Raw genomic sequence first — 24941 nt, forward strand, 5'->3', positions numbered from 1 at the left:
CCGCAGGCGTTCGGGCGCACCTAACCACTCATGGCCATCACCCCGCAATGGAAGGACGAACTGCGCGCGCGGATCACGCTGTCTTCGCTCGTCATGCGGTCGGTCAAGCTGACGCGTGCCGGGCGCGAGTGGAAGGGATGCTGCCCGTTCCATGATGAAAAGACACCAAGCTTCTACGTCAACGACCAGAAACAGTTCTACCACTGCTTTGGCTGCGGGGCGCACGGCGATGCGATCAGCTGGATGGTGGATCATGCCGGGCTGCAATTCATGGACGCGGTCAAGGAACTGGCCGCCGAAGCCGGAATGGAAGTCCCCGCCCCCGATCCGCAAATGGCAAGGCGCGCCGAACAGCGCGCCAGCCTGATCGATGTGACCGATGCAGCGCAGGCGTTCTTTGTCGATAGCCTCGGCGGTGCCAGCGGCAAGGCAGCGCGCGATTACCTCGAACGGCGAGGCTTCAGCCCGGCGATCATGCGCCAATTCGGCTTCGGATGGGCGCCGGATGACCGGCAGGCGCTGCCCAAAGCACTGACCCAGTTTGGCGAGGATATGCTCGAAGGCGCCGGAATGCGCGCCGCCAACGAAGCGGGTGAACGCTATGACCGGTTCCGGGGCCGGGTGATGCTGCCGATTCAGGACGCGCGCGGGCGGGTGATCGCCTTTGGCGGGCGCATCCTCGACAAGCGCGAAGGCGTGGCGAAATATCTCAACTCGCCAGACACCGAATTGTTCGACAAGGGCCGCACGCTCTACAACCTCCACCGCGCCGCCCCGGCATCACGCCAGAGCGGGCGGGTGATCGTGGTCGAAGGCTATATGGACGTGATCGCGCTCGCCAATGCGGGGATCGCCGATGCGGTCGCCCCGCTCGGCACGGCGCTCACCGAAATGCAGCTCGAACTGCTGTGGCGCATGGTTGATGCGCCGGTCTTGTGCTTTGATGGCGATGCGGCAGGCCAGCGCGCGGCGATGCGGGCGATCACGCGCGCCCTCCCCCTGCTTGCCCCGATGCGCTCGCTCAGCATCGTGCGCCTGCCCGCCGGGCTTGATCCCGATGATCTGATCAAGGCGCAGGGCAAGGGCGCGATGGAGCAGCTGCTCGCCAGTCCCGCCAGCCTCGTGGACACGCTGTGGCAGGCCGAACGCGATGCGCAGCCGCTTTCCACGCCCGAGGCCAAGGCCGGGCTGAAAGCGCGGCTGATGGCGCATGTCGACACAATCGGCGATCCCGAGATCAAGGCGCTGTATCGCCGCGAACTTGGTGATCGTTTTTCCGCCTTCGCCTATCCGCCCCGTCCAGCGCGCCCTGCCTTTGCACCGCAGCCGCGCGGTCAGCGCCCGGACTGGCGCGGCGCACCAACGGCGCCGCCGCGACTATCCGAGGATGCGCGCGCGCGGCTTTCGGGAATCATGGCGGGCGGCCAGCGGCAGGGGTTGCTGGCGGCGGTCGCGGCCGGCCTTACCCGCTTTCCGCAGGAGATCACCCGGCATGCCGAGGCGCTTTCTGCCCTCGCCCGGCATGACCACAAAGCCGCGCCTCTGGTCGAATCGCTGTTCGAGCTTGCAGAAATGCTTGATTCGCGGCCCCCAAGCGCCATATGCGATTCGCTAGGTCATCCTGCCCCGCCGGCAGACATCCGTTACGCCTTCCTTGATGAAGGCACATCCACCGGCGCTGCGTGCGAGGAACTGGCCGAAGCTGTGTCGCTGCTGGTCGAACGGCCGGCGCTTGAGGCTGCGCTTGCGGCCACGATAGCCCGTTTCGACAGCGATCCCGAAGGATCGTTTGCCGAACAGACCAGGCTGCGCGCACAGCTCATGACAGTTGACGAGCGTCTCAAGGCATTTGGGCGCAGAAAGGCTGCTCCGGCGGCCACGGGTGACGACTCCGCTCCGGCGGAAGACATGGGATAAACTGGCCGCAGGCTCCGGCGCACAGCAGGAACCGGCAGCCCGGCAACGGATTGATTGAACAATATGGCCGAAAAAGAAGATGCCCCGCTGATCGATCTCAACGAGGCTTCCATCAAGAAGCTGATCAGCAAGGCCAAGAAGCGCGGCTATGTCACCTATGACGAGCTCAACGAAGCGCTGCCTTCGGGCGAGATGAGCCCCGACCAGATCGAGGACGTGCAGACCGCGCTGTCCGAAATGGGCGTGCAGATCGTCGAGAACGACGAGGAAGCCGAAGCCGAAACCGAAGATGACGGCGAAAAGGTTGAACCGCTGGTCGCCGAGGACGACGAGGACGACGAGGACGACGACGAGAAGAAAGGCCCGAGCAAGGACGCCCGCGCCGGCAACAAGAAGCTCGTCACCGGCGAACGCACCGATGATCCGGTGCGGATGTATCTGCGCGAGATGGGCGCTGTCGAACTGCTCAGCCGCGAAGGCGAGATCGCCATCGCCAAGCGGATCGAGGCTGGCCGCGACATGATGATCATCGGCCTGTGCGAAAGCCCGATCACCTTCCACGCCATCATCCACTGGTCCGAAGCGCTCAATAATGGCGACATGCAGCTGCGCGAGATCCTCGATCTCGATGCGATGCTGTCGAAGGAGCCGCCGGCCGATAAGATGGCCGATGGCGCCGAGGATGATGACGACGACGGCGAAATCTCCGAAGCCACCGCCGGCCCGACGATCCGCGAGGATGACGAGGTCAAGGACGAGCCCGAAGCGGATGATGATGACGAGGACGGCGAAGGCCAGCCCAAGCGCGAAGAGGAAGAGGAGGAAGACAACACCCTCAGCCTCGCGCAGATGGAAGCCGCACTGAAGCCTGAAGCGCTCGAAACCTTTGCCCGCATCACCACACTGTTCCACGCGTTCGAAAAACTGCAGGGTGACCGGGTCGACACGCTGGCGGCGGGCAATGAGTTTCCCGCAGCGAAGGAAAAGAAATACGAAGCGCTGCGCGAAGAACTGACCGCCGAGGTCGAAAGCGTGCAGTTCCACGCGACCAAGATCGAATTTCTGGTCGACAATCTCTATGCCTTCAACCGCCGTTTGACGACGCTGGGCGGGCAGATGCTGCGCCTTGCGGAACGCCACAAGATCAAGCGTATCGACTTCCTCAATTCCTATCTCGGCAACGAGATGGACGACGCGTGGATCAAGGAACGCGCGAAGAAGGACAAGAAATGGGCCGCCTTCGCTGAGCGCGAGGAAGCCGCGATTGAACGCATCCGTGCCGAAATCGCCGACATCGCCGCGCAAACCGGCATGAGCCTGACCGAATTCCGCCGCATCGTGAACATGGTGCAAAAAGGCGAGCGCGAGGCGCGCATCGCCAAGAAGGAAATGGTCGAGGCGAACCTGCGTCTGGTGATTTCCATCGCCAAGAAATACACCAACCGCGGCCTGCAATTCCTTGATCTTATTCAGGAAGGCAACATCGGGCTGATGAAGGCGGTCGACAAGTTCGAATACCGCCGGGGCTACAAGTTCAGCACCTACGCGACGTGGTGGATCCGGCAGGCGATCACGCGTTCGATCGCCGATCAGGCCCGCACCATCCGCATTCCGGTGCACATGATCGAAACGATCAACAAGCTGGTGCGCACCTCCCGCCAGTTCCTCCACGAGGAAGGCCGCGAGCCGACCCCTGAGGAAATGGCGCAGCGCCTTTCCATGCCGCTCGAAAAGGTGCGCAAGGTGATGAAGATCGCCAAGGAGCCGATCTCCCTCGAAACCCCCATCGGGGACGAGGAAGACAGCCACCTCGGCGATTTCATCGAGGACAAGAACGCGATCATCCCGGTGGACGCCGCAATTCAGGCGAACCTCAAGGAAACCGTCACCCGCGTGCTGGCCTCACTGACGCCGCGCGAAGAGCGCGTGCTGCGGATGCGCTTCGGCATCGGCATGAACACCGATCACACGCTGGAAGAAGTCGGCCAGCAGTTCTCGGTGACGCGCGAACGTATCCGCCAGATCGAGGCGAAGGCGCTGCGCAAGCTCAAGCACCCGAGCCGGTCACGCAAGATGCGGTCATTCCTCGATCAGTGAGTTGTGAAAGGCCCCGCTTCGGCGGGGTTTTTCATGCTTTGCGTTCGAACGGCCAAACCAACTGCCGCACCCAGCCCTCCGGCGCATGCTCGCCCGCAATCCCGTAGCCCTCGGGCCAGCGCCCTTCCGGCAGGTAATAGGTCCCGAACCAGCGGTCGATCATCGGCAGATGCACCGCAAAGTTCACGTCCCGCGCCTCAGCCTCCACCCCGTGGTGCCAGTGGTGGAAGCGGGGCATCGCCACCCACCGCTCCAGCCAGCCCCAGCGCGGCGCAAAATTCGCGTGGATGAACACCGCGTGGAAACTCACCAGCGCGAGGTAGGCGTAGACCGCGACAGGATCGAACCCCATCACCACCAGCGGCAGCAGCACCAGCCCGCGCGTCACGACAACATCGACCAGATGCAGCCGCGAACCGGCGAGCCAGTCCATCGCTTCGACCGAGTGGTGCACCTTGTGGAAGCGCCACAGAAACGGGACGGCATGGAAGGCGCGGTGCACGCCATATTGTGCCAGATCGGCGACCAGCACCGCGAGGGCGAATTGCACCACCACCGGAAGGCTCTGCCCGGCGGCTTGCGCTGATGGCACCGCCAGCACCTCTCCAACTGCCACAGCAGGCGCCAACACCGCGACACTCATTACCTGCGCCAACACATGGCTGGCGAAGAAATACTGCGTGTCGGTGAGCCAGCCCCGCCGGAAGGCGCCCTGCTCGCGCTGCAGCGCAAAGGCGCGCTCCAGCGGGACGAACACCGCCGCCGTGGTCAGCACCCCCAGCACAAACCAATCGAGCCCAAGATAGATGGTGCTCACATCTCCGCGCGGAATTTCGACGCCACCCGCTCCCAGCGCCAGCGCCACCCCGGCCAGCGCAAGGCCTGCAATCCCCAGCGCCTTCCTGCGCCGCAGCAGCATCGAAAGCCCCGCCAGCGCAAGCGCCGCCAGCAGCCCGACATCAATCGCAAGCCGCACCAGCCCCAGCGGATATCGCTCCCGCAGCTCCGGCAAGGTCAGATATTGCGGGAAATGCAGGCACAACACCGCCAGCAGCGCCAGCAGCGCCAGCACGATGCCCAGCACCCCGCTGATCCAGCCCGTGCCGAAATGGCGCGGCGCAGCGTCCGCAAAAACGCGCGCCAGCCATTGTTCGGCGGTGGGGCGAGGCACGGGATGCTCCATCCGCTGGGCATTATCAGCCCCTCCCTTTCCACGCCGTAAAGGATAAGCTGCGCGGTCCGTCGAAAAGCGTGTTCTACGGGGTGGAGAATCGCCGCCCCAACGACTATGGCAGCGCCATGCGTATCGCCATTGCATCAGATCATGCCGCCACCAGCCTGAAAGCCGAACTCGCCGAATGGCTTGTAGAGGAAGGGCACGAAGTTGCCGATCTCGGCTGCGCGCCGGGCGACAGCGTCGATTATCCCGATTACGGCTACCGGCTCGCCGAAGTCGTCGCCGAAGGCACAGCCGAATTCGGCATCGGCCTGTGCGGCAGCGGCATCGGCATTTCGATGAGCGCGAACCGCCACCCGCAAGTGCGCTGCGCGCTGGTGTCCGAACCGCTTTCTGCCGCGCTCGCCCGCAAGCATAATGATGCCAATTGCATCGCAATGGGCGCGCGTCTCGTAGGGATAGAGATGGCCAAGAGCTGCATCGCCACCTTCCTGGACACCGAATTCGCCGATGCCGGCGATCCTGCCGGGCGCCATCAGCGCCGGGTGGGCAAGCTTGGCAAGCCCCCGTTCCTGCCCGATCATATCGAGACCCATCAATGAGCACTGCCCCGATTGATTTTGCCGCCCGCACCCAAACCCCGATGGATGGGTTCTGGCATGACGACCTCGCCCACGCCGACCCTGAAATCGCCGCAGCGGTCGCCAGCGAACTCGCCCGCCAGCGCGACAAGATCGAACTGATCGCGAGCGAGAACATCGCAAGCCGTGCCGTGCTCGAAGCCGCCGGTTCGGTCTTCACCAACAAATATGCCGAGGGCTATCCGGGCAAGCGGTATTACGGCGGCTGCGACTATGCCGACGTGGTCGAAACGCTGGCGATTGATCGTGCCAAGCAGTTGTTTGGCTGCAATTTTGCCAATGTTCAGCCCAATTCCGGCAGCCAGATGAACCAGGCGGTGTTTCTCGCCCTGCTCAATCCGGGCGACACCTTCATGGGGCTGGATCTGAACTCCGGCGGCCACCTCACCCATGGATCGCCCGTCAATATGAGCGGCAAGTGGTTCAATCCTGTCTCCTACGGCGTGCGGCAGGATGACGAGCGGATCGACATGGAAGCCGTCGCCGCCACCGCGCGCGAGCACAAGCCCAAGCTGATCATCTGCGGCGGCACGGCCTATTCGCGGCAGTGGGATTTCCCGGCCTTCCGCGCCATCGCGGATGAAGTGGGCGCGATTTTGCTGTGCGACATGAGCCACATTTCCGGCCTTGTGGCTGGCGGCGCGCACCCTTCGCCCTTCCCGCATTGCGACATCGTCACCTCGACCACCCACAAATCGCTGCGCGGTCCACGTTCGGGCATCATCCTGTGGAATGACGAAAAATACACCAAGCCGCTCAACATGGCGGTGTTCCCCGGCCTGCAGGGCGGCCCGTTGATGCATATCGTCGCGGCCAAGGCGGTCGCGTTCAAGGAGGCTCTCGATCCGTCGTTCCGCGATTACGCCCACCGCATCGTCGAAAATTCGCATGCGCTGGCAGCCAGCCTTGAAGAGCACGGGTTGCGGATCGTCAGCGGCGGCACCGACAATCACTCGATGCTGGTCGATCTCACCGCGAAAGACGTGACCGGCAAGGACGCCGAAAAGGGTCTCGATCGGGCATGGCTCACCTGCAACAAGAACGGCATCCCGTTCGACACGCGCTCGCCCTTCGTCACCAGCGGAATCCGTCTGGGCACGCCCGCAGGCACCACCCGCGGTTTCGGCCCGGAAGAGTTCGCAGTGATTGGCAAGCTCATCGCTGAAGTGGTTGAAGGGCTTTCGAAAAATGGCCCCGAGGGCGACGCGCAGATCGAAGAAAGCGTACGCCAGCGGGTCAGCGCCCTTTGTGCGGCATTTCCTGTTTATCCCGGAATGTGATGGCGCAAAGGAGCGAACGACCATGAAAGAACCGAAGAACGGCGGATCGGACTGGACAGCTGAGGCGAAGGATGAGCTTTCCGGCATGGCCAAAGAAGGCCTGAACCATCCCTCGACCAAACCGGTATTGCTGGGTGCAGGCATCGGCGCGGTGGCCGGAGCGCTGATCATTGGCGGCCCGATCCTCGGCGGCCTTGCCGGTGCGGGTTTCGCACTATATCAGAGGATCAGGAAGTAACCTTCTGAATGCGCTGTCCATTCTGTGCCCATGATGATACGCAAGTAAAGGATAGCCGCCCGACCGAGGATAATGCCTCGATCCGGCGGCGGCGTCAGTGTTCGTCCTGCGGGGCGCGCTTTACCACCTTCGAACGCGTGCAGCTTCGCGAAGTGGTTGTGGTTAAATCGGGCATCAATGGCGAAGACGGACGGCGCGAACCGTTTGAACGCTCCAAGCTTGAACAATCCGTGGCGCTCGCGTGCCGCAAGCGGGCGATCGAGCAGGAGCGGCTGGATCAGCTGATTTCGGGCATCCAGCGGCAGGTCGAAACCTCGGGCGAGGCCGAGGTGCCGTCCTCGCGTATTGGCGAGCTGGTGATGGAGGGGCTGCGCCAGATCGATTCGGTCGCCTATATCCGCTTTGCATCGGTCTATCGCGATTTCTCCGAAGCGCGCGACTTCGAGGAATTTGCCAGCACTGTGCAACAAGCGGCTAAGGAATAAGCGCAAAACATGACCGAACCCAACAGGCCGGTGATTGTGCTGGTGCGTCCGCAACTGGGCGAAAACATTGGCAAGGCGGCGCGCGCGATGCTCAATTTCGGGCTTGCCGAGATGCGGCTGGTAGCCCCGCGTGATGGCTGGCCCAACCCTTCTGCCGGGCCTGCTGCGGCAGGGGCCGACATGGTGCTCGAACAGGCAAAGGTCTATGCCACCACCGCCGAAGCGGTCGCCGATTGCGCCCATGTCCATGCCACCACGGTCAGAAAGCGCGGCGTCACAAAGCCGGTGATCGGGGCCGACGAGGCCGGGCGGCAGGTGCATTCGCTCGCAGGGCGGCACGCGATCCTGTTCGGCCCGGAACGTTCGGGGCTGGAGACAGAGGACGTGGCGCTGGCCCGCAATATAATCACCATTCCGATCAATCCCGAATTCGGATCGCTCAATCTCGCCCAGGCGGTGATCCTAGTGGCCTATGAATGGTCGCGGATCGGGCGTGAGACGGCGGGCGTTGATCCGGTGCTGGTGCAGCCCACGCTTGAGGATACGCTGCCCCCCGCCCCGCAGGACGAGCTTGACGGACTGGTCGCCCATTTCGAAAAGCTGCTGGAACCGCGCGGTTATTTCCTGCCTGAGGGCCGCGCCGAAGCGACGCGCCGCACCTTGCGCGGGGTGCTGACAAAGCCAGGCTGGAATCATCTTGAAGTGCGCACCTTGCGCGGTGTTCTCACCACACTCGATCGCAAGATCCGCGACTGAGCGCAACGCGCCGCTCCTGCAAGGCTTGACCTTGCGCCCCATCCTGCTATGCGCGCGCCTTCGCAATTGGCCCTGCACCCCGGTGAAGCAGTGGCCGCATCAGGCGGTTCGGCCTGATGGTGCGATGCCGGGTTGAATGTCCACCAACGGGGTGGATCAGCAATTTGAAGGAAGACATATGTCGAAGCGCAAAAGCGCCAAGTACAAGCTTGACCGCCGGATGGGCGAAAACATCTGGGGTCGCCCCAATTCCCCGGTGAACAAGCGTTCCTACGGCCCCGGCCAGCACGGTCAGCGCCGCAAGGGCAAGATGAGCGACTTCGGCCTGCAGCTGCGCGCCAAGCAGAAGCTCAAGGGCTATTACGGCGACGTCACCGAAAAGCAGTTCAAGCGCACCTATGCCGAAGCTTCGCGCATGAAGGGCGATACCAGCCAGAACCTGATCGGCCTGCTTGAGCGCCGTCTGGACATGGTGGTCTACCGCGCCAAGTTTGCGCCGACCATCTTCTCCGCGCGTCAGGTCGTCAGCCATGGTCACATCTATGTGAACGGCGTGAAGTGCAACATCGCCTCGCGCCGGATCGATGTGGGTGATGTCATCAGCCTCGGCAGCAAGGCCAAGGAAATGGCGCTGGTGATCGAGGCGCAGAGCCTCGCCGAGCGTGACATTCCCGACTACGTCGCGCCCGACGGCAACGACAAGGTGGCCTTCACCCGCGTGCCGAAGCTCGACGAAGTACCCTATCCAGTGACGATGGAACCGAACCTGGTGGTCGAATTCTACTCGCGCTGATCGGCGCACACCGACGACACACGAATGGGGCGGCTCCGCTGGAGCCGCCCTTTTCTTTTGGGGCGCGCGTTGCGATGATCGGCCTGCTGTTGAGGGAGGCCATGCGATCATGAAAGTGCTGCTGCTGGATGGGCATCCGGATGAAGGCCGCCTGACAACGCATCTGCTGGATGCCTATGCTGCCGCCCTGCCCGAAACCGCAGAGGTCACCCGCATTGCCGTGCGCGATCTCGCCTTCACCCCGGTGCTGCGCCACGGCTACCGGCAGCGCACCGAGTGGGAGCCGGATATCCTTCGGCTCGCCGAGCAGCTCGATGCCTGCGATCATCTGGTGATCGCCTTCCCGATGTGGTGGGGGGCCGAGCCTGCCCAGCTCAAGGGCCTCATCGACCGGCTGTTCCTGCCCGGGTTCACCTTCGCCTATCACCTCGGCGATCCGTGGTGGGACAAGCTGATGCAGGGCCGGTCAGCCGATCTGATCGCGACGATGGACACCCCCCCTTCGTGCTGCGCTGGTATTACGGCAATCCGCTGATCCGCCGCTGGAAGGGGCAGGTGCTCGGGTTTTGCGGCTTTGCCCCGGTGCGCACGCTGTCGCTCGGCCCGGTGGGCGAAACCACCCCGCCGCGCAATATCGCGAAGTGGGAGCAGCGGGTCGCCAGGCTGGCGCGCTCGATCCGGCAGAAGGCGCCCGAGAAGAAGCAGCCGAGCCTCGCTGCCTTCCTGAACCGCGAAGTCAGTCCCTGATCCGGTCCCATTCGGTGAATTCATAGGCGATCGAGCCTTCGACAAGGCGTTCCCAGATGTCGCCAACGACATTGCCGGGGATGCCCTGCGCCTCGGCCGCAGCAACGGCGGCGGCGATGACGCTAGCCTTGCGGTCTTCGTCACGCACCGCATCGCGGTTCGATTTGATCCGGGCGGCCGCGCGCATATAGCCAAAGCGGGTTGCCAGCAGTGCCACCAGTTCACGGTCAAGCGCATCGACCCCGGCGCGCACCTCGGCCATGGTGGTGCAATTCTCAGGGCTCAGGGGAATGTCGTTCATGGCCTTCGCCCTAGGCGTTCAATGCCGGATTTGTCGAGTGCCTTCCCGCGCTTACCCGCCCCGACCCAGCGCCTCGTCAAGAAAGCGGCCAATGATCGCAAGCATGTCGGTGCGGGCCTTGCTGTCGCCGAGGCCATGCTGGAGGTCTTCATATTCGTGATAGATCACCGGCTTGCCCGCATCCTTCAGCGCCTTTTCCATCGAGCGCGCATGGCGCACATCGACGTTGAGATCGCGGGTGCCGTGGAACAGCGCGACCGGCGCGGCGAATTGATCGGCATGGCGGCGCGGACTGCCGGCATCGACATGAGGCCCCTGCCCGATAAAATCGCGCACCAGACGAAAGCTGGTATAGCCGCGCTTGTCCTCAGCCAGATAGGCCAGATCGGTGACCGGGGCGATTCCCACCACCGCCTTGAACAGGGCAGGATCAAGCACCTGTGATTGCAGCGCGGCATAACCGCCATAGGACCATCCGACGATGGCAAGCTGATCGGGCCGGGCAACACCTTCGCTCACCAGCCAGCGCCCGGCATCGTTCACGTCGCCGATTGCCACGTCCCACGCCTTGAACCCGTTGCGCCCGTACCAGTCCGCGCCGTAACCCGATGATCCGCGGTAATTCGGCTGGAGCACGGCAAACCCGCGCGCGGTGAAGAACTGCACCAGCCAGTCGAACCCCCATTCATCGCGCGCCGATGGCCCGCCGTGCGGCATCACGATGGCGGGAAGGTTCTTCCCGTCCGAACCCGGTGGCAGCGTGAGATAGGCCGGGATCTGCGTCCCGTCCGCCGCGGGATAGGTGACCGGTTGCATCCGGCCCATTTCCCGCTCGGCAAGTTCGGCGCGCACCGGCAGGATTGGTTCGAGCGTGCGTTTGCCTTTATCGAACAGGTAGACCATGCCCAGCTGGGTGTCGCTTGAGGCGATGAGCAACAATTGCTGTTCGTTGCTGCTCGCTCCGACGATGTTGATCATCGGCTGATCGGGCAACGCCTTTCCCAGATCTTCCGCCAGCTTCGCGAGTTCGGGGCTGAAATAGGCGATGGCGCGCTTTTCGGTGGCGTAGCTCGCCCCGACCACGCGGCGCTGGCGACCTATCCTGATAAGTGTATCGACATCGACATCCTCGCGCGCCATCAGAAGGGCGCCCGTGCCGCTGCCATCAAGCGCGAATTCGGCAATCGCATCATAACCGCCCTTGCGGATGAATCCGATTGCGACATTGCGCGTACTATTGACCGATACCGGCGTAAACCACGGCACTTCCCGCCCTTCGATCGAGAGGTTGTCCAGCGTCTTCCAGCCCCAGCTGCCGATTGCGCGGTAGAAGTAATTGTAGTCACCGGTCAGCCGGCCATTACGGTCATACTTGGCGCGCACCTTGATCCGCACCTGCCCGGCCTCGTCCGCGACAAAACGCTGCGCCGCCGGATCGGCACTTTCGAGCACCTTGCGCCTGGCCGAGGCGGCATCAATCATATCGACCCCGAGGCCCTCAGCATCACTGGAAATCCGGCCAGCGCCGCCGCGTTCGGGTACATAATCGCGCGAGACGAGAATCTGCCCGGCCTCGCCGCCCACATCGAGCGCGAGTACATCGCCCCCTTGCTGGGCAAACCCGATCGCTCTGGCCGACTGGCGCTTGCTCAGTTCGGTGACCTCGCCGCTGTCCACATTTATCGAAAACAACCGGTCAAACGGGATCAGCATCCCGTCACCGCCATCGGCCATGCCTGCAACCTGACATACCAATCGCGCGTCGCTGGCCCATTCGCACCAGTCGAGATCAGCGATCTTTTCGGAATTACCGAGAATCGGCCTGATGGTCGCGTCGCCGGCAAGGTCGATCACATTGAGGCCCTCGGCATGCTCCGGCCCTGCGCCAATAAAAGCGACCTTTGTGCCCGAAGGCGACAGCGAAATGTCGAGCACGGTCTCCCGCACACCGAACAGGGCGGCGGCGGTTTCAAGATCGCTCTCCTGCGCGGCAGCAGGGGCGGCCAGCATGGCGATGGCCCCCGTCATCATGGCGGCGGCCAAAGCAGTGCCGCTGCCATTTCGCGCGAATTTCACGACCCCTTGCCCCCTCGCTGCAAGAGCATCAGGCTATCCCAAGCCGCGCTGCAATCAAGCCCCTTGGCGCAGATAATCGCGGCGGAAGGTTCTGGCAAAGCTGGCAAAACCGCCAGCGGCAATGGCATCGCGCATCGCCGCCATCAGCGCCTGATAGAAACACAGATTGTGCTCGGTCAGCAGCATCGCGCCGAGCATTTCGCCCGATTTCACCAGATGGTGGATATAGGCGCGGCTGTAGGTGGTGCAGACCGGGCAGGTGCAGCGCGAATCAAGCGGGCCGGTATCCTCGGCAAAGCGGGCGTTGCGCAGATTGAGCGGCCCGTCCCAGGTAAACGCCTGCCCGTTGCGGCCCGAACGGGTCGGCAACACGCAATCGAACATATCAATCCCGCGCTCGACCGCGCCGACCAGATCATCCGGCTTGCCCACCCCCATCAGGTAGCGCGGGCGATCTGCGGGCAGCATGTCGGGCGCATAGTCGAGCACGCCGAACATCGCCTCCTGCCCCTCACCCACGGCCAGCCCGCCCACGGCATAGCCATCAAAGCCGATGTCGGTGAGCGCATCGGCACTGATCCGGCGCAGGTCTTCGTGCAGCGCGCCCTGCTGGATGCCGAACAATGCGGCGCGCATCGCGTGTTCCTCTCCGCTGTCGAACCCTTCGCGGCTGCGCTTTGCCCAGCGCATCGACAATTCCATGCTGGCGGCGATTTCGTCCTTCGGGCGGTCGGCGCGCGGGCATTCGTCAAAGGCCATGACGATATCGGAACCGAGCAATCGCTGGATTTCCATCGAGCGTTCCGGGGTCAGCATGTGCTTCGAGCCGTCGAGATGGCTGCGGAATTCCACGCCCTGTTCGGTCAGCTTGCGCAGTTCGCTGAGGCTCATCACCTGATAGCCGCCACTATCGGTCAGGATCGGGCGCGGCCAGTTCATGAAATCATGCAGCCCGCCAAGCCGCGCCACCCGCTCCGCGCCGGGGCGCAGCATCAGGTGATAGGTGTTGCCGAGGATGATATCGGCCCCGGTGGCGCGCACGCTTTCGGGCTTCATCGCCTTGACGGTGGCCGCTGTGCCGACCGGCATGAAGGCAGGCGTGCGGATTTCCCCGCGCTGCATCGCGATCGTGCCGGTGCGCGCTTTGCCGTCGACGGCGTGGAGGGTGAAGGAGAAACGCGGAGCGATCATGGCGACTGCCCGCTAGCGCTGCTTGCGCGCGCTGTCACGCCTTCGCGAGAGGAGCAGCAAAAAGGCCGGAGCAGCGCGGGGGCTGCTCCGGCCGTGAATCTGGTGGGTGGCTCAGCCTCAGAAGGCGAAGAGCAGGCCCACCGTCGCGCGGGTGGTGTCAAATGCGATGGTGTCGATCCCGGCGCGGAAACGCACCGGGCTTTCACCCAGACCGAATTCGACACCGGCACCGACGAGATAATCGCCGTCCGAACTGTCAAAGCCCACCAGCGGGTTGACGCCCAGCAGGTTGCCAAGATCCAGATCGACTTTCTGGTAACCGCCGCGCACGAAGATCTTGCCGCTTTCGCCGACGCGCACACCGGCGCGCGCGGCAATGCCGTATTCATTATCGATCGCGCCATCGCCAATGTGGAAATTGCCTTCGGCACCGACGAAGAAGGTCTGGCCGACCGGCACATCGACACCGGCGACGATGCCGTAGATGCCGCCATTATCATCGGGCAGTCCCAGCCCGAGATCGTGGATCCCGGCAGATGCGCCAACATAGACTTCAGGTCCATCATTCGACTGCGCGTGGGCGGCTGCCGGAAGCGCGATCATGGCAATCGCGGCGCCGATGACTGCGGGCGTGGTGATTGCGATTTTCCTCATGCGTTTATATCCTTTTTTCTTGCCTGCCGCAGGGGGTGCGGTAGCCAGCAAGCGATTAGGATTCGGTCACTTTCTGTCACATGAACGGGACGACCAATTGCCGCCAGGGTCAGACGGATGGTGCTTGCCGTTCGACCAGAGGCGCAGGCCCGATGGCCTGCTTCATTCGCGCAGGCGCCATCCGGTGCGGAAGATCACCGCGATGATCACGACGCACAGCACAAGGAAACCGAGCGTGAGCCCCAGCGAAACCGCAATCGGCACATCCGATGTGCCGTAGAACGTCCAGCGCAGCCCGCTCACCAGAAAGGCAATCGGATTGGCAAGCGCCACCGCATCCCACGGGGCGGGCAGATCGCGGATCGAATAGAAGGTGCCGCCAAGGAAGGTCAGCGGGGTGAGGATCAGCAGCGGGATGATGCCCAACTTTTCGAACGAATCCGCCCAGATGCCCAGGATGAAGCCGAACAGCGCAAAACTTGCTGCCACCAGCATGATGTAGAGCGCAGCAAAGATCGGATGGGCGATCTGGTAATCGACGAAGAAGGTCGCCGTGCCAAGGATGATCGCCGCCAGTATCAGCCCCTTCGTGGCCGCCGCGCCGACAAACCCGGCAAGCGTTTCGGCCACGCCCACAGGGGCTGACAGCAATTCGTAGATCGTGCCGGTAAAGCGCGGCATGTAGATGCCGAAACTGGCATTGCTGGTGGTTTCGCCCAGCAGGGTCAGCATCAGCAGGCCGGGGATGATGAAGGCCCCGTAGGGCACGCCGCCGATCGGCTCCATCCGCGCGCCGATCACCGATCCGAACACCACGAAATAGAGCGAGGTGGTGAGCACCGGCGATAGGATCGACTGGAATGCGGTGCGGAACGCGCGGCTCATTTCGCGGCGATAAATGGAGAGCGCGCTGCGCAGGTTGAAATGCATCACGCCGGCTCCCCTTCGCCCAGCAGGCCGACAAAAATGTCTTCAAGCGAGCTGTCGTGGATGTCGAGGGTGGTATAGGCGATGCCCGCGCGGGTCAGCGCCTGCGTCAATTGCGCCACCTCCGCCCGGCCACCACCTTCACCGGCGCTGCCGCCGCGATAGATCAGCCGCCTGCCGCCCTCGCCCAGTTCAACCGGGAACGCGGCAATATCCGGTGGCAGCGCGGCCAGCGGCGCGGCCAGATCGATCACCGCTTCGGTGGTGCCGAGCCGTTCCATCATCGCGTGTTTTTCGTCCACCATCAGGATGCGCCCGCTGCGGATGATCCCCACGCGATCGGCCATTTCCTCGGCTTCCTCGATGTAATGGGTGGTGAGGATGATGGTCACGCCGCGTTCCTTGAGCGCGGCGATCTGCTGCCACATGCCCTTGCGCAGTTCCACATCCACACCGGCGGTGGGTTCATCAAGGAACAGCAATTCGGGATCATGCGCCAGCGCCTTGGCGATCAGAACGCGGCGCTTCATCCCGCCCGAAAGCGCACGGATCTGCGCGTCCTTCTTGTCCCACAGCGACAGGCTTTTGAGGATCTCCTCAAGCCGCGCGGCATCGTAAGGCTTGCCGAACAGGCCTTGCGAATAGGTGACAGCGCGCCACACGGTTTCAAACATGTCGGTGGCAAGCTCCTGCGGCACCAACCCGATCCGCGCCCGCGCGGCCCGCCAGTCGCGCGCCAGATCATGCCCGAAAGCGGTCATCGTGCCGCCCGTGGGCCGCACCAACCCGCAAACCGCACCGATCAGCGTCGTCTTGCCCGCCCCGTTCGGCCCGAGCAGTGCGAAGATCTCTCCGGCGCGGATATCCAGATCAACCTTGTCGAGCGCCCGGATGCCGCCCTTATAGGTCTTGGTCAGGCCGCGGATCGAAAGGATGGGTTCGCTCATCCCGCCAGCGCTAGGGCAGCAGCAACGATGAGTCACCATACGAATAGAACCGGTATTCATTGGCGATGGCATGGGCATAGGCCGCCATCATCCGGTCGCGCCCCATCAAGGCGCTGACCAGCATCATCAGAGTCGATTTGGGCAGGTGGAAATTGGTCATCAACCCATCGACCGCACGCAATCTGTAGCCCGGCGTGATGAAGATCGCAGTGTCCCCGGCGAAGGGCTGGATGATGCCGTTTTCATCGACCGCGCTTTCAAGCAGGCGCAGAGATGTGGTGCCAACGGCGATGATCCTGCCCCCCTTGGCGCGAGCTTCATTGAGCTGATCGGCAGTGGTCTGCGAAATGCGCCCGAATTCGGCGTGCATCTGGTGATCGTCGGTATCGTCCGCCTTGACCGGCAGGAAGGTGCCTGCCCCGACATGCAGCGTCAGCATCGCCCGCCCAATCCCGGCGGCGTCCAGCGCATCGACCAGCCTCGGGGTAAAATGCAGCGATGCCGTGGGCGCGGCCACAGCGCCTTTTTCGGCGGCGAACATGGTCTGATAATCTTCCAGATCCTGTGCATCGACCCCGCGTTTTGACGCGATATAGGGCGGCAGCGGCATGGTGCCTGCACGATCAAGCAGGACTTCGACCGGCTCCTCACCCTCGAACAACAGCGTGATCGAACCATCGCCAAGCCGTTCCTCGGCCAGCGCCGTCACCCCGCCGCCGAAGATGATCTGATCGCCTTGCCGGACCCGCTTGGCATTGCGGATGAAGGCCTGCCAGCGGCGCAGGTCGATCCGCTTGTGCAAAGTCGCGCCGATCTTCGCCTCACCATCGGCACGGCGGCCTTCAAGCTGGGCGGGAATCACGCGGGTATCGTTGAACACCAGCACATCGCCGGGATTGAGAAGCGCGGGCAAATCACGCACGCCCCGATCCTCGAAGGGGGCATCGCTGCCCTGCACCACCAGCATCCGCGCCGCATCGCGCGGGCGCACCGGGCGCAGCGCAATGCGTGACTGCGGAAGATCGAAATCGAACAGGTCTACTTTCATCGCCGCCGCGCATAATGCGCTGACAGGGCGCAGGAAAGAACTTTAACCCAGCGGCCCGCTCAGCATGTCGATAGTGACTGGCGCATCATCCCTGGGCGCGGGCGGCGGTGGCGGCGGTAGATTGTCGCTCGCCAGCGAGGCTTGCAGGATATAGCTCGGATCGGCGGGGGGCTCACCCCGGTTGATCGTGTCGACCGCATCCATGTTTTCGATCACGCGACCAAAATTGGTGTAGCGCTTGTCAAGGCTGAAACGCGGGTAGAAGACGATGAAGAACTGGCTGTTGGCGCTGTCTTCCTCGGAGGCGCGGGCCATTGCCACGGTCCCGCGCACATGCGGCATCGGGTTGAATTCAGCCTTGAGATCAGGCAGTTCGCTGCCGCCCTGCCCGGTGCCGGTCGGATCGCCGCTTTGCGCCATGAAACCATCGATCACGCGGTGAAAAATCACCCCGTTGTAAAAGCCGCTGCGGGTCAGTGTCTTGATCCGCTCGATATGTTCGGGCGCCCATTCGGGCATCAGGCGGATCTTCACCCGTTCGCCATTCGACAGGTCGATCACCCAGACATTCTCGGGCTCGACCGCCGGATCATAATTGATCGGGGCATAGTTGAAGGACGGAATGGCGGCTTCTGCCCCGTCCCCGTCCCCGTCCTGATCCCCATCCTCGGCGGAGGTTCCCGCAGATGACGTTGCGTCGCCATCCTGGGCAAGCGACGGGGTGCCCGCAGCAAGCAGGAAGAGCGCACCAAGCGCGGAGGTGAACGTGGCTTTGATCATCATTTCATCCGTATCAGACGCGCCCTTTAGCCATGCCCGGCTGACACTTCAATGAATGAAGCCAGACCTGTCGACATTGCGTGCCTAATAATCGCCCTTGGTCCCGGTTTCGCGCACCCGCGCCTCGACTTCGGCGCGTACCGGGGGGCTGACGAACCGGGTGATGTCCCCGCCATAGATCGCGATTTCCTTGACCAGTTTGGACGCGATCGGTTGCAGCGAGACATCGGCCATCAGGAACACGGTTTCGATATTGTCGTCGAGCTGCTGGTTCATGCCGGCCATCTGATATTCATATTCGAAATCGGCGACCGCGCGCAGCCCCCGGATGATGACGGACGCCCTCTGTTTCTGCGCGAATTTCACCAGCAAGGCGTTGAAACCCACCACCCTGACATTGTCCAGCCCCATCCGGGCGACTTCGCGTTCGACCATGGCGAAGCGCTCCTCGGTGGAGAACATCGGGTTCTTGGAAGGGTTGGTCGTCACCCCGATGATGAGGTCATCCACCAGCTTGGCACCGCGCCGGATGATATCGGCATGGCCCAGCGTGATCGGGTCGAAGGTTCCGGGATAAATCCCGACGCGGCATGTCATGGTGATTGTCCTTGTGACTTGCAGATTAGCGGTCGCGATCGACGATGAATCGGGCGAGCGCGCGCAGGATATCGGCTTCGGGGCCATAGGAGGCGAGCCGCAGGACCGCCTGATCCACCAGCGCGCGCGCCTGTTCGCGGGCCTTGTCCACGCCCATCAGGGTGACGAAGGTCTGCTTGCCCTGCCCTTCATCCTTGCGCAGCGCCTTGCCGGCCTTGTCCGCATCGCCCGTCACATCGAGCAGGTCGTCGGCGATCTGGAAGGCCAGCCCGATATCGCGGGCATAGGCACGCAGATGCGCCCGGCCCTGCGGCGCCACCTTGCCGAGAATCGCGCCCATTTCGACACTGGCGGCCAGCAGCGCGCCGGTTTTGAGCTGTTGCAGCCGGGTGATGGTGTGAAGGTCATAGGTCACGCCTTCCTCGTCCGCGACCATGTCCATCATTTGTCCGCCGGCCATGCCGTGCATTCCGGAAGCCTGCCCCAGTGTCGCGATCAGCTCGCTGCGGACGAAGGGATCGGCGCTGGTTTCGCTGTGGCTGAGAATCTCGAAGGCAAGCGCGTGAAGCGCATCGCCTGCCAGCACCGCGGTCGCCTCGTCATAGACCTTGTGCAGCGTCGGCTTGCCGTGGCGCAGATCATCATTGTCCATGCAGGGCAGATCATCGTGGATCAGCGAATAGACATGGATCGCCTCGATCGCCGCGCCTGCGCGCAAGGCGGCATCGCGCGACACGCCGAACAGGCTGGCGGTGCTGACGACGAGCAACGGGCGCACCCGCTTGCCCCCGCCGATCGCGGCATAACGCATCGCCTCGATCAGGCGGGCGCTGGTATCCTCCGGCACCGGCAGCAGCGCATCGAACAGCGAATCGATATCGGCCTGAACGCGTTTCAGCCCGTGTCCGAGAATATCGGTCTCCACCCCCGCAAGCATCGGCTCAGCCATCCGAATCGAGCGGGCGCGTGCCGCCTACCCGTCCATCGGCGCCGGTAACGATCTTCTCGATCCGCGCCTGCGCCGCATCCAGCCGCTGCTGGCACGCGGCCCGCAACGCCTCGCCACGTTCGTACAGGCTGATCGAATGATCAAGCGGCACGTCGCCGCGTTCCAACTGCTGCACGATCGTCTCGAGCGCGGCGAGCGCCTGCTCGAAGCTCATCTGCGAAATGTCCTGCGCCGACCCGGCGGCGTTATTGCCCTCATCCATGGGTGCGAGCATTGACGCGGCCACCCTGTCCGGTCAAGGCTGGCGCGCATCAGGGCGGGACAAACCGGGACAGAAACGAACATGACCAAATGGATCATCGCCTATGGCACCGCCGCGCTCGCCTTTGGCGTGCTGGATGCGATCTGGCTGCGCTGGGCGGCGGGCAATCTCTATCGCCCGGTGATCGGCGATATCATGGCCAAGGATTTCAACATGGCCGCCGCCGGCGTGTTCTATCTGATCTATCTTGCGGGGATGACATGGTTCGCCATCAAACCCGGCATCGAAACCGGCACGGTGCAGGCCGCGCTGCTCAACGGCATCCTGCTGGGCGCGCTGTGTTATGCTACCTTCGACCTGACATCGCAGGCCGTGTTCAAGGTGTGGGCGACCCATATCAGCGTGCTCGACATCCTATGGGGCGCGTTTGCGACCGGCACGGCGAGCGCGGTGGCGACCTGGGTGGCCTTGCGTTTCGCCCCGGCTGCGGCCTGACCGTCCGCAATGTTCATCGGCCACTTTGCCCCGGCTTTCATCGCGGCAGCCATCAGCCCGCAAAGCCCGCGCCTCGGCACGCTGTTCGTGGCTGCGCAACTGGTCGACTGGGGATTTTTCGCGCTCGCGCTGATCGGGGTTGAGAAACTGCGGGTCGATCCGGCGGCAAGCGTGATGGTCCCGCTCGATCTTTATCACATGCCCTATACCCACAGCCTGATCGGGACGGGAGTATGGGCGATCGCCTGCCTTGCCGTGGTGGCGCTGGGACGGCGCAGCCTGTTTGCCGGGATGCTGGCCGGTCTGGTGGTGCTTTCGCACTGGCCGCTTGACTGGGTGGTGCATGTGCCTGACCTGACGATCGACGGCGATCCGCCCAGACTGGGGCTCGGCCTGTGGAATTACCCGGCGATCGCCATGCCGCTGGAACTGGCGCTGACGGGGGCGGCCTTTGCCTATTATGTCAGCAAGACGCGCGGCCCCGTCGGCCCGCCGCTGGTGCTGCTGGCGGTGATGCTGCTGCTTCAGGCGATCAACTGGTTCGGCCCCCATCCTGAACAAGCGGGCGCGTTCCTGTATCTTCAGGCGCTGTTCGCTTTCGCGATCCTGACGGCGATGGCGGTCTGGGTCGGGGAGAATCGCTGGTTCCACAAACGCGGCGGCTTGGCCTTCGGCGAGCAGTGATTTAGGGGGCGAGCCAAGGAGCCGACCCGCATGACTGAATCTTCCGCCATCACCGCCGAAATCGTCGAACAGCACGGCCTTTCCGCCGAGGAATACGAGCGCGTCCTGCACGCGCTGGGCCGCGAGCCGAACCTTGTGGAACTCGGCATCTTTTCGGTCATGTGGTCAGAGCATTGCAGCTACAAATCGTCGCGCCTGCATCTGAAAAAGCTGCCCACAGAAGCCCCGTGGGTAATCTGCGGCCCGGGCGAGAATGCGGGCGTGATCGACATTGGCGATGGACCAGATGGGACGAAACTGGCGGCCATTTTCAAGATGGAGAGCCACAACCACCCGAGTTACATCGAACCCTATCAGGGCGCGGCGACCGGCGTGGGCGGGATCTTGCGCGACGTCTTCACCATGGGCGCGCGCCCCATCGCCAACGCCAATGCGCTGCGGTTCGGACGGCCCGAGCACCCCAGGATGAAGCATCTGGTGCAGGGCGTGGTCGCAGGCATCGGCGGCTACGGCAATTGCGTCGGCGTGCCGACCGTGGCGGGCGAAACCAATTTTCACCCGGCCTATGATGGCAATATCCTCGTCAACGCGATGACCGTGGGCGTCGCGGATCAGGACAAGATCTTCTATTCCGCCGCCACCGGCATCGGCAACCCGATCGTCTATGTCGGCAGCAAGACCGGGCGCGACGGGATCCACGGCGCGACCATGGCCAGCGCCGACTTTGGCGAGGATGCCGAGGCCAAGCGCCCCACCGTGCAGGTCGGCGATCCCTTTACCGAAAAGCTGCTGATCGAGGCCTGTCTCGAACTGATGGCGACCGACGCCATCGTTGCCATTCAGGATATGGGCGCGGCGGGGCTGACCTCCTCCAGCGTCGAAATGGCATCAAAGGGCGGCGCGGGTATCCGGCTCGACATGAACAAGGTGCCCTGCCGCGAGGACGGCATGACGCCCTATGAAATGATGCTGTCCGAAAGCCAGGAGCGGATGCTCATGGTGCTCAAGCCGGGCAAGGAGGCGATGGCCGAGGCGATCTTCACCAAGTGGGAGCTGGATTTCGCGGTGATCGGCGAAGTCACCGATACCGGGCACATGGTTCTGGAATTCAATGGCGAGGTGGTGTGCGACATTCCGCTGGCCCCGCTCGCCGATGATGCGCCGCTCTATGACCGGCCTTACCTGTCGAAAGAGGACTACAAGGTCTGGGCCAAGGTCACGCCGCTCGCCGAAGTTCCGGTGAGCGACGATATCGCGGCCGATCTGCTGGCCATGATAGCCTCACCCGATCTCGCCTCGCGCCGGTGGATTGCGGAACAGTACGATTCGCAGGTCGGCGCGGACACGCTCCAGACCGGGGGTGATGCGGGCGTGGTGCGGGTGCACGGGACGGGCAAGGCGCTCGCCATCACCACCGATTGCACCCCGCGCTATGTCTTTGCCGATCCCTATGAAGGCGGCAAGCAAGCCATCGCAGAGGCTTACCGCAACCTCTGCGCCGTGGGCGCGCGACCGCTCGCGGTGACCAATTGCCTCAACTTCGCCAACCCCCAACGCCCCGAGATCATGGCGCAGATCGTCCACGCGCTCGAAGGCATGGGCGATGCCTGCCGCGCGCTCGATTTCCCGATCGTGTCGGGGAACGTGTCGCTTTATAACGAGAGCAAGGCGACCGGCGGCGGTTCTGCGATCCTGCCCACCCCGGCGATTGGCGGGGTGGGCATCATCAATGACCTCACCAAGATGATGACAATGCATTTCAAGCAGGCAGGGGACGCAATCTACCTCGTCGGGCCGGAGTTCTGGGCTAAGCCCGATCCGACCCGCTCGCACCTCGGCCAGTCGCTGTGGCTGCGCGTGGTCAAGGGCATGGAAGCCGGCCGCACCCCGCCGACCGACCTCACCGTGGAACGCAGCGCAGGCGAAATCATCCACGAACTGATCGCCGATGGGCTGGTCAATGCGGTGCATGACCTTTCCGATGGCGGCCTTGCCGTGGCGCTGGCGGAAATGGCGCTGGCGGGGGGCATCGGCGCGGAAGCCGATCTGACGGGCAATCCCGATTACACCCCGGCACAATGGTGGTTTGGTGAGGATCAGGGCCGCTATCTGGTGACGGTGCCCGATGTGGAAGCCCTTAACGCCGCGCTCGCCAAGGGCACCCGTGACGAGGATACGGCGCAGATCGGATTCCAGCGCGTCGGCACGGTCGGCGGGGATAGCGTGCTGGGCGTGCCGCTTGGCGAATTGCGCGCGGCGAACCAGCGGTTCTTCGATGAATGGATGGAGGGGTAACGCGGCTCAGGCCGCCTGCGCCCCTGCCCCGCCGAGTGTCAGCCGTTCGCGCGCGATGCCTTCGCTTTCGAGGATCGCAAGACACTGGCGGTACATTTCGGGCTGACCGATATTCAGCCGCACCCGCGCCGCGCCGATATCCTCGCGCATCAGCGCTTCGATATCCTGATGCGAAATCTTGGCCGCGGCCTTGCCCAGCCTGCGCCCTTCCCTGATCACGGCGAACATTGGCGCCTTGGTGCCGCTCACCTTCCCGATCTGGCGCGCGCCGGCATAGGCGATGAACAGCAGTCCGAAATTGTGGTTCTGCTGGTAGCTGAAGGCCAGCAGGCTCGCCTCGCCCAGCGCATCGCGGCCATAGCCGGTCAGCACATGGAACAGATCATGCGTGTCGCGCAGCCGCTCGAAATACCATTCGGTGAGATCCTTGTGGCGCTGTTCGGGCGGTGCCCACTTGTGGCTTTCCGCCACCAGCCCGGCCGCCGACAGGCCTTCGCGCTTCATGAAGGCGATGTAGTGCGCCGCAACGCTGTTCGGCCCGCAATCGGCCCAGCGGGCGTGATCATCCAGCATCGCCGGGATATCAACCTCGCCGCGCAGGTAGCGCTGGCCTTCGGGCGACTGGATAAAATCCCACGCCTGCCGGTGACTGCGCTTGCCCTTGGTCGCCTCGATAATGTGGAACACCTGTTCGGTGTCCTCCTTGTCCTCGACCAGCTTGCCGAAATGGTGCAGCACCTTGAACGGGCGAAACCCCGCCATCTTGCGATCGGGGGCAACCAGCGGAAGATCGATCAGCGCCATGGTGTAACGTCCTTTGTGCGAGTCGCGAACTAGGTTCAGCATATGCCACTTACATTAATGTCAGTAAAGTCTTTGTCACGCCGTTGATCGAGGTCCAAAGTCCGCCAATGCCAGACCATAAGACGCTTCCCTACACCCTGCCCCGCCTTGCCGATGACACGGCCATCGCTCGCGCCCGGTCGATGGCCGAAAGATTGCGGCAGCGCAGAACGTGCCGCTGCTTTTCTGACGAAGCGGTCCCGCGCGAAGTGATCGAGGCGGCTATTCTGGCGGCGGGCAGCGCGCCATCGGGGGCCAATCACCAGCCCTGGCATTTTGCGGTGATCGCCTCGCCCGAAAGCAAACGCGCTATCCGCGAAGCGGCCGAGGCGGAGGAACGGAGGTTCTACGGCGCGGATGGTGATGATCCCAAGGCCAGTGCGGAATGGCTCGCGGCGCTGAATGATCTCGGGACAGATGCGGACAAGCCCTTCCTCGAAACCGCGCCCTACCTGATCGTGGTGTTCGCCCAGCGCAAGGGCGGGATCGCCGAGGACGGGCAGACGCAGAATTACTACGTCAATGAAAGCGTCGGGATTGCCTGCGGAATGCTGCTGGCGACCCTGCACGAAGCGGGGCTGGCAACGCTGACCCACACGCCATCGCCGATGGGGTTCCTGCGCGACATTTGCGGGCGGCCCGAATGGGAAAAGCCGCTGATGATCGTGGTCACCGGCCACCCGGCAGCCGATGCGACCGTGCCGGCCAAGGCGCTGATCAAGAAGCCGCTCGAACAGATTGCGAGCTGGCGATAGCCGCGC

Annotated in this window: 27 protein-coding genes; 14 read left to right on the plus strand and 13 right to left on the minus strand. The window is 63.6% G+C overall.

The features are described 5' to 3' along the window. The first annotated feature begins 30 nt into the window (after positions 1 to 30). Positions 31 to 1917 carry a DNA primase gene (dnaG, locus tag BUA05_RS01410; protein ID WP_072672896.1) on the plus strand — a complete coding sequence of 629 codons (1887 nt, stop codon included), beginning with the start codon at positions 31 to 33 and terminating at the stop codon, positions 1915 to 1917. A gap of 63 nt (positions 1918 to 1980) precedes the next feature. Next, on the plus strand, positions 1981 to 4014 hold the full coding sequence (gene rpoD, locus BUA05_RS01415; RefSeq protein ID WP_072672897.1) for an RNA polymerase sigma factor RpoD: 2034 nt from the start codon (positions 1981 to 1983) through the stop codon (positions 4012 to 4014). Between the two features lie 31 nt (positions 4015 to 4045). Here the strand turns inward: rpoD and BUA05_RS01420 are convergent, their stop codons facing one another. Continuing rightward, positions 4046 to 5185: a sterol desaturase family protein gene (locus tag BUA05_RS01420; protein WP_143150228.1), complete on the minus strand. Its 1140-nt coding sequence runs from the start codon at positions 5183 to 5185 to the stop codon at positions 4046 to 4048. Positions 5186 to 5313: 128 nt separating this feature from the next. On the opposite strand from BUA05_RS01420, the gene rpiB reads away from it, so the two are divergent. The 8 genes from rpiB (at position 5314) to BUA05_RS01460 (ending at position 10131) form a co-directional block, all read left to right on the plus strand. Continuing rightward, positions 5314 to 5793, plus strand: a complete 480-nt coding sequence (rpiB, locus tag BUA05_RS01425) for a ribose 5-phosphate isomerase B (protein WP_072673069.1) — start codon at positions 5314 to 5316, stop codon at positions 5791 to 5793. After that, complete coding sequence (glyA, locus tag BUA05_RS01430; protein WP_072672898.1) at positions 5790 to 7112, plus strand: serine hydroxymethyltransferase; 1323 nt, start codon at positions 5790 to 5792, stop codon at positions 7110 to 7112. The genes rpiB and glyA overlap by 4 nt, the downstream gene beginning before the upstream one ends. A gap of 22 nt (positions 7113 to 7134) precedes the next feature. After that, positions 7135 to 7350 carry a hypothetical protein gene (locus tag BUA05_RS01435; protein WP_072672899.1) on the plus strand — a complete coding sequence of 72 codons (216 nt, stop codon included), beginning with the start codon at positions 7135 to 7137 and terminating at the stop codon, positions 7348 to 7350. An 8-nt stretch (positions 7351 to 7358) separates the two neighbouring features. Next, a complete protein-coding gene (gene nrdR, locus BUA05_RS01440) occupies positions 7359 to 7835 on the plus strand; it encodes a transcriptional regulator NrdR (RefSeq protein WP_072672900.1) in 477 nt (158 codons plus the stop codon). 9 nt (positions 7836 to 7844) lie between these two features. Then, entirely contained in the window at positions 7845 to 8591 is a 747-nt protein-coding gene (locus BUA05_RS01445) for an RNA methyltransferase (protein ID WP_072672901.1), read from the plus strand. 178 nt (positions 8592 to 8769) lie between these two features. After that, positions 8770 to 9384, plus strand: a complete 615-nt coding sequence (rpsD, locus tag BUA05_RS01450; RefSeq protein ID WP_072672902.1) for a 30S ribosomal protein S4 — start codon at positions 8770 to 8772, stop codon at positions 9382 to 9384. Between the two features lie 109 nt (positions 9385 to 9493). Beyond that, positions 9494 to 9919 carry an NAD(P)H-dependent oxidoreductase gene (locus BUA05_RS01455; protein WP_072672903.1) on the plus strand — a complete coding sequence of 142 codons (426 nt, stop codon included), beginning with the start codon at positions 9494 to 9496 and terminating at the stop codon, positions 9917 to 9919. Beyond that, positions 9889 to 10131: a hypothetical protein gene (locus BUA05_RS01460; protein WP_072672904.1), complete on the plus strand. Its 243-nt coding sequence runs from the start codon at positions 9889 to 9891 to the stop codon at positions 10129 to 10131. Before BUA05_RS01455 ends, BUA05_RS01460 begins: the two co-directional genes overlap by 31 nt. Here the strand turns inward: BUA05_RS01460 and BUA05_RS01465 are convergent. The 11 genes from BUA05_RS01465 to BUA05_RS01515 all read right to left on the minus strand — a co-directional run bounded on the left by BUA05_RS01465 (position 10121) and on the right by BUA05_RS01515 (position 19863). Beyond that, positions 10121 to 10432 carry a chorismate mutase gene (locus tag BUA05_RS01465; protein ID WP_072672905.1) on the minus strand — a complete coding sequence of 104 codons (312 nt, stop codon included), beginning with the start codon at positions 10430 to 10432 and terminating at the stop codon, positions 10121 to 10123. The genes BUA05_RS01460 and BUA05_RS01465 overlap by 11 nt on opposite strands. A gap of 51 nt (positions 10433 to 10483) precedes the next feature. Beyond that, positions 10484 to 12508: an alpha/beta hydrolase family protein gene (locus tag BUA05_RS01470; protein ID WP_245790040.1), complete on the minus strand. Its 2025-nt coding sequence runs from the start codon at positions 12506 to 12508 to the stop codon at positions 10484 to 10486. 54 nt (positions 12509 to 12562) lie between these two features. Continuing rightward, positions 12563 to 13696 carry a tRNA guanosine(34) transglycosylase Tgt gene (tgt, locus tag BUA05_RS01475; protein WP_072673071.1) on the minus strand — a complete coding sequence of 378 codons (1134 nt, stop codon included), beginning with the start codon at positions 13694 to 13696 and terminating at the stop codon, positions 12563 to 12565. A gap of 120 nt (positions 13697 to 13816) precedes the next feature. Next, positions 13817 to 14353 (minus strand): outer membrane beta-barrel protein, encoded by a 537-nt coding sequence (locus tag BUA05_RS01480; protein WP_072672906.1) that lies wholly within the window; start codon positions 14351 to 14353, stop codon positions 13817 to 13819. Between the two features lie 162 nt (positions 14354 to 14515). After that, on the minus strand, positions 14516 to 15283 hold the full coding sequence (locus tag BUA05_RS01485; RefSeq protein ID WP_072672907.1) for an ABC transporter permease: 768 nt from the start codon (positions 15281 to 15283) through the stop codon (positions 14516 to 14518). Continuing rightward, a complete protein-coding gene (locus tag BUA05_RS01490; protein ID WP_072672908.1) occupies positions 15283 to 16227 on the minus strand; it encodes an ABC transporter ATP-binding protein in 945 nt (314 codons plus the stop codon). The genes BUA05_RS01485 and BUA05_RS01490 overlap by 1 nt, the downstream gene beginning before the upstream one ends. A gap of 10 nt (positions 16228 to 16237) precedes the next feature. Then, a complete protein-coding gene (gene queA, locus BUA05_RS01495; protein ID WP_072672909.1) occupies positions 16238 to 17275 on the minus strand; it encodes a tRNA preQ1(34) S-adenosylmethionine ribosyltransferase-isomerase QueA in 1038 nt (345 codons plus the stop codon). A gap of 42 nt (positions 17276 to 17317) precedes the next feature. Further along, positions 17318 to 18055, minus strand: a complete 738-nt coding sequence (locus BUA05_RS01500) for a peptidylprolyl isomerase (RefSeq protein WP_072673072.1) — start codon at positions 18053 to 18055, stop codon at positions 17318 to 17320. Positions 18056 to 18139: 84 nt separating this feature from the next. After that, on the minus strand, positions 18140 to 18652 hold the full coding sequence (gene coaD / locus BUA05_RS01505; RefSeq protein WP_072672910.1) for a pantetheine-phosphate adenylyltransferase: 513 nt from the start codon (positions 18650 to 18652) through the stop codon (positions 18140 to 18142). Between the two features lie 25 nt (positions 18653 to 18677). Then, complete coding sequence (locus BUA05_RS01510; protein WP_084662422.1) at positions 18678 to 19589, minus strand: polyprenyl synthetase family protein; 912 nt, start codon at positions 19587 to 19589, stop codon at positions 18678 to 18680. Positions 19590 to 19593: 4 nt separating this feature from the next. After that, a complete protein-coding gene (locus BUA05_RS01515) occupies positions 19594 to 19863 on the minus strand; it encodes an exodeoxyribonuclease VII small subunit (RefSeq protein WP_072672912.1) in 270 nt (89 codons plus the stop codon). 81 nt (positions 19864 to 19944) lie between these two features. Here BUA05_RS01515 and BUA05_RS01520 point away from each other — a divergent pair, with 81 nt between their 5' ends. The 3 genes from BUA05_RS01520 to purL are packed head-to-tail and all read left to right on the plus strand — an operon-like array spanning position 19945 to position 23337. Next, the gene (locus tag BUA05_RS01520) at positions 19945 to 20358 is read left to right on the plus strand and encodes a DUF2177 family protein (protein ID WP_072672913.1); all 414 of its coding nucleotides are present in this window, start codon (positions 19945 to 19947) and stop codon (positions 20356 to 20358) included. Positions 20359 to 20367: 9 nt separating this feature from the next. Beyond that, complete coding sequence (locus BUA05_RS01525; RefSeq protein ID WP_072672914.1) at positions 20368 to 21042, plus strand: hypothetical protein; 675 nt, start codon at positions 20368 to 20370, stop codon at positions 21040 to 21042. 30 nt (positions 21043 to 21072) lie between these two features. Then, positions 21073 to 23337 carry a phosphoribosylformylglycinamidine synthase subunit PurL gene (gene purL / locus BUA05_RS01530; protein WP_072672915.1) on the plus strand — a complete coding sequence of 755 codons (2265 nt, stop codon included), beginning with the start codon at positions 21073 to 21075 and terminating at the stop codon, positions 23335 to 23337. Between the two features lie 6 nt (positions 23338 to 23343). Here the strand turns inward: purL and BUA05_RS01535 are convergent, their stop codons facing one another. Beyond that, positions 23344 to 24141, minus strand: coding sequence for a Coq4 family protein (locus tag BUA05_RS01535; protein WP_072672916.1), 798 nt, complete (start codon positions 24139 to 24141; stop codon positions 23344 to 23346). Positions 24142 to 24248: 107 nt separating this feature from the next. Between BUA05_RS01535 and BUA05_RS01540 the strand changes: the two genes are divergently transcribed. Next, the gene (locus BUA05_RS01540; RefSeq protein ID WP_072672917.1) at positions 24249 to 24935 is read left to right on the plus strand and encodes a nitroreductase family protein; all 687 of its coding nucleotides are present in this window, start codon (positions 24249 to 24251) and stop codon (positions 24933 to 24935) included. Positions 24936 to 24941: the final 6 nt, after the last annotated feature.

The sequence above is a fragment of the Erythrobacter sanguineus genome, assembly GCF_900143235.1.
GTDB classification, from domain to species: Bacteria; Pseudomonadota; Alphaproteobacteria; order Sphingomonadales; family Sphingomonadaceae; genus Erythrobacter; species Erythrobacter sanguineus.

Bases quoted from the DNA above. Each gene is read 5' to 3' on its own strand.
- BUA05_RS01480 (WP_072672906.1), bottom strand. From the start codon at position 14,353: ATGAGGAAAATCGCAATCACCACGCCCGCAGTCATCGGCGCCGCGATT.
- BUA05_RS01500 (WP_072673072.1), bottom strand. From the start codon at position 18,055: ATGATCAAAGCCACGTTCACCTCCGCGCTTGGTGCGCTCTTCCTGCTT.
- nrdR (WP_072672900.1), top strand. From the start codon at position 7,359: ATGCGCTGTCCATTCTGTGCCCATGATGATACGCAAGTAAAGGATAGC.
- purL (WP_072672915.1), top strand. From the start codon at position 21,073: ATGACTGAATCTTCCGCCATCACCGCCGAAATCGTCGAACAGCACGGC.
- BUA05_RS01490 (WP_072672908.1), bottom strand. From the start codon at position 16,227: ATGAGCGAACCCATCCTTTCGATCCGCGGCCTGACCAAGACCTATAAG.
- rpsD (WP_072672902.1), top strand. From the start codon at position 8,770: ATGTCGAAGCGCAAAAGCGCCAAGTACAAGCTTGACCGCCGGATGGGC.
- BUA05_RS01515 (WP_072672912.1), bottom strand. From the start codon at position 19,863: ATGGATGAGGGCAATAACGCCGCCGGGTCGGCGCAGGACATTTCGCAG.
- BUA05_RS01465 (WP_072672905.1), bottom strand. From the start codon at position 10,432: ATGAACGACATTCCCCTGAGCCCTGAGAATTGCACCACCATGGCCGAG.
- rpiB (WP_072673069.1), top strand. From the start codon at position 5,314: ATGCGTATCGCCATTGCATCAGATCATGCCGCCACCAGCCTGAAAGCC.
- BUA05_RS01455 (WP_072672903.1), top strand. From the start codon at position 9,494: ATGAAAGTGCTGCTGCTGGATGGGCATCCGGATGAAGGCCGCCTGACA.
- queA (WP_072672909.1), bottom strand. From the start codon at position 17,275: ATGAAAGTAGACCTGTTCGATTTCGATCTTCCGCAGTCACGCATTGCG.
- BUA05_RS01510 (WP_084662422.1), bottom strand. From the start codon at position 19,589: ATGCTTGCGGGGGTGGAGACCGATATTCTCGGACACGGGCTGAAACGC.
- glyA (WP_072672898.1), top strand. From the start codon at position 5,790: ATGAGCACTGCCCCGATTGATTTTGCCGCCCGCACCCAAACCCCGATG.
- BUA05_RS01485 (WP_072672907.1), bottom strand. From the start codon at position 15,283: ATGCATTTCAACCTGCGCAGCGCGCTCTCCATTTATCGCCGCGAAATG.
- BUA05_RS01525 (WP_072672914.1), top strand. From the start codon at position 20,368: ATGTTCATCGGCCACTTTGCCCCGGCTTTCATCGCGGCAGCCATCAGC.
- BUA05_RS01540 (WP_072672917.1), top strand. From the start codon at position 24,249: ATGCCAGACCATAAGACGCTTCCCTACACCCTGCCCCGCCTTGCCGAT.
- BUA05_RS01435 (WP_072672899.1), top strand. From the start codon at position 7,135: ATGAAAGAACCGAAGAACGGCGGATCGGACTGGACAGCTGAGGCGAAG.
- BUA05_RS01520 (WP_072672913.1), top strand. From the start codon at position 19,945: ATGACCAAATGGATCATCGCCTATGGCACCGCCGCGCTCGCCTTTGGC.
- coaD (WP_072672910.1), bottom strand. From the start codon at position 18,652: ATGACATGCCGCGTCGGGATTTATCCCGGAACCTTCGACCCGATCACG.
- BUA05_RS01535 (WP_072672916.1), bottom strand. From the start codon at position 24,141: ATGGCGCTGATCGATCTTCCGCTGGTTGCCCCCGATCGCAAGATGGCG.
- dnaG (WP_072672896.1), top strand. From the start codon at position 31: ATGGCCATCACCCCGCAATGGAAGGACGAACTGCGCGCGCGGATCACG.
- BUA05_RS01445 (WP_072672901.1), top strand. From the start codon at position 7,845: ATGACCGAACCCAACAGGCCGGTGATTGTGCTGGTGCGTCCGCAACTG.
- rpoD (WP_072672897.1), top strand. From the start codon at position 1,981: ATGGCCGAAAAAGAAGATGCCCCGCTGATCGATCTCAACGAGGCTTCC.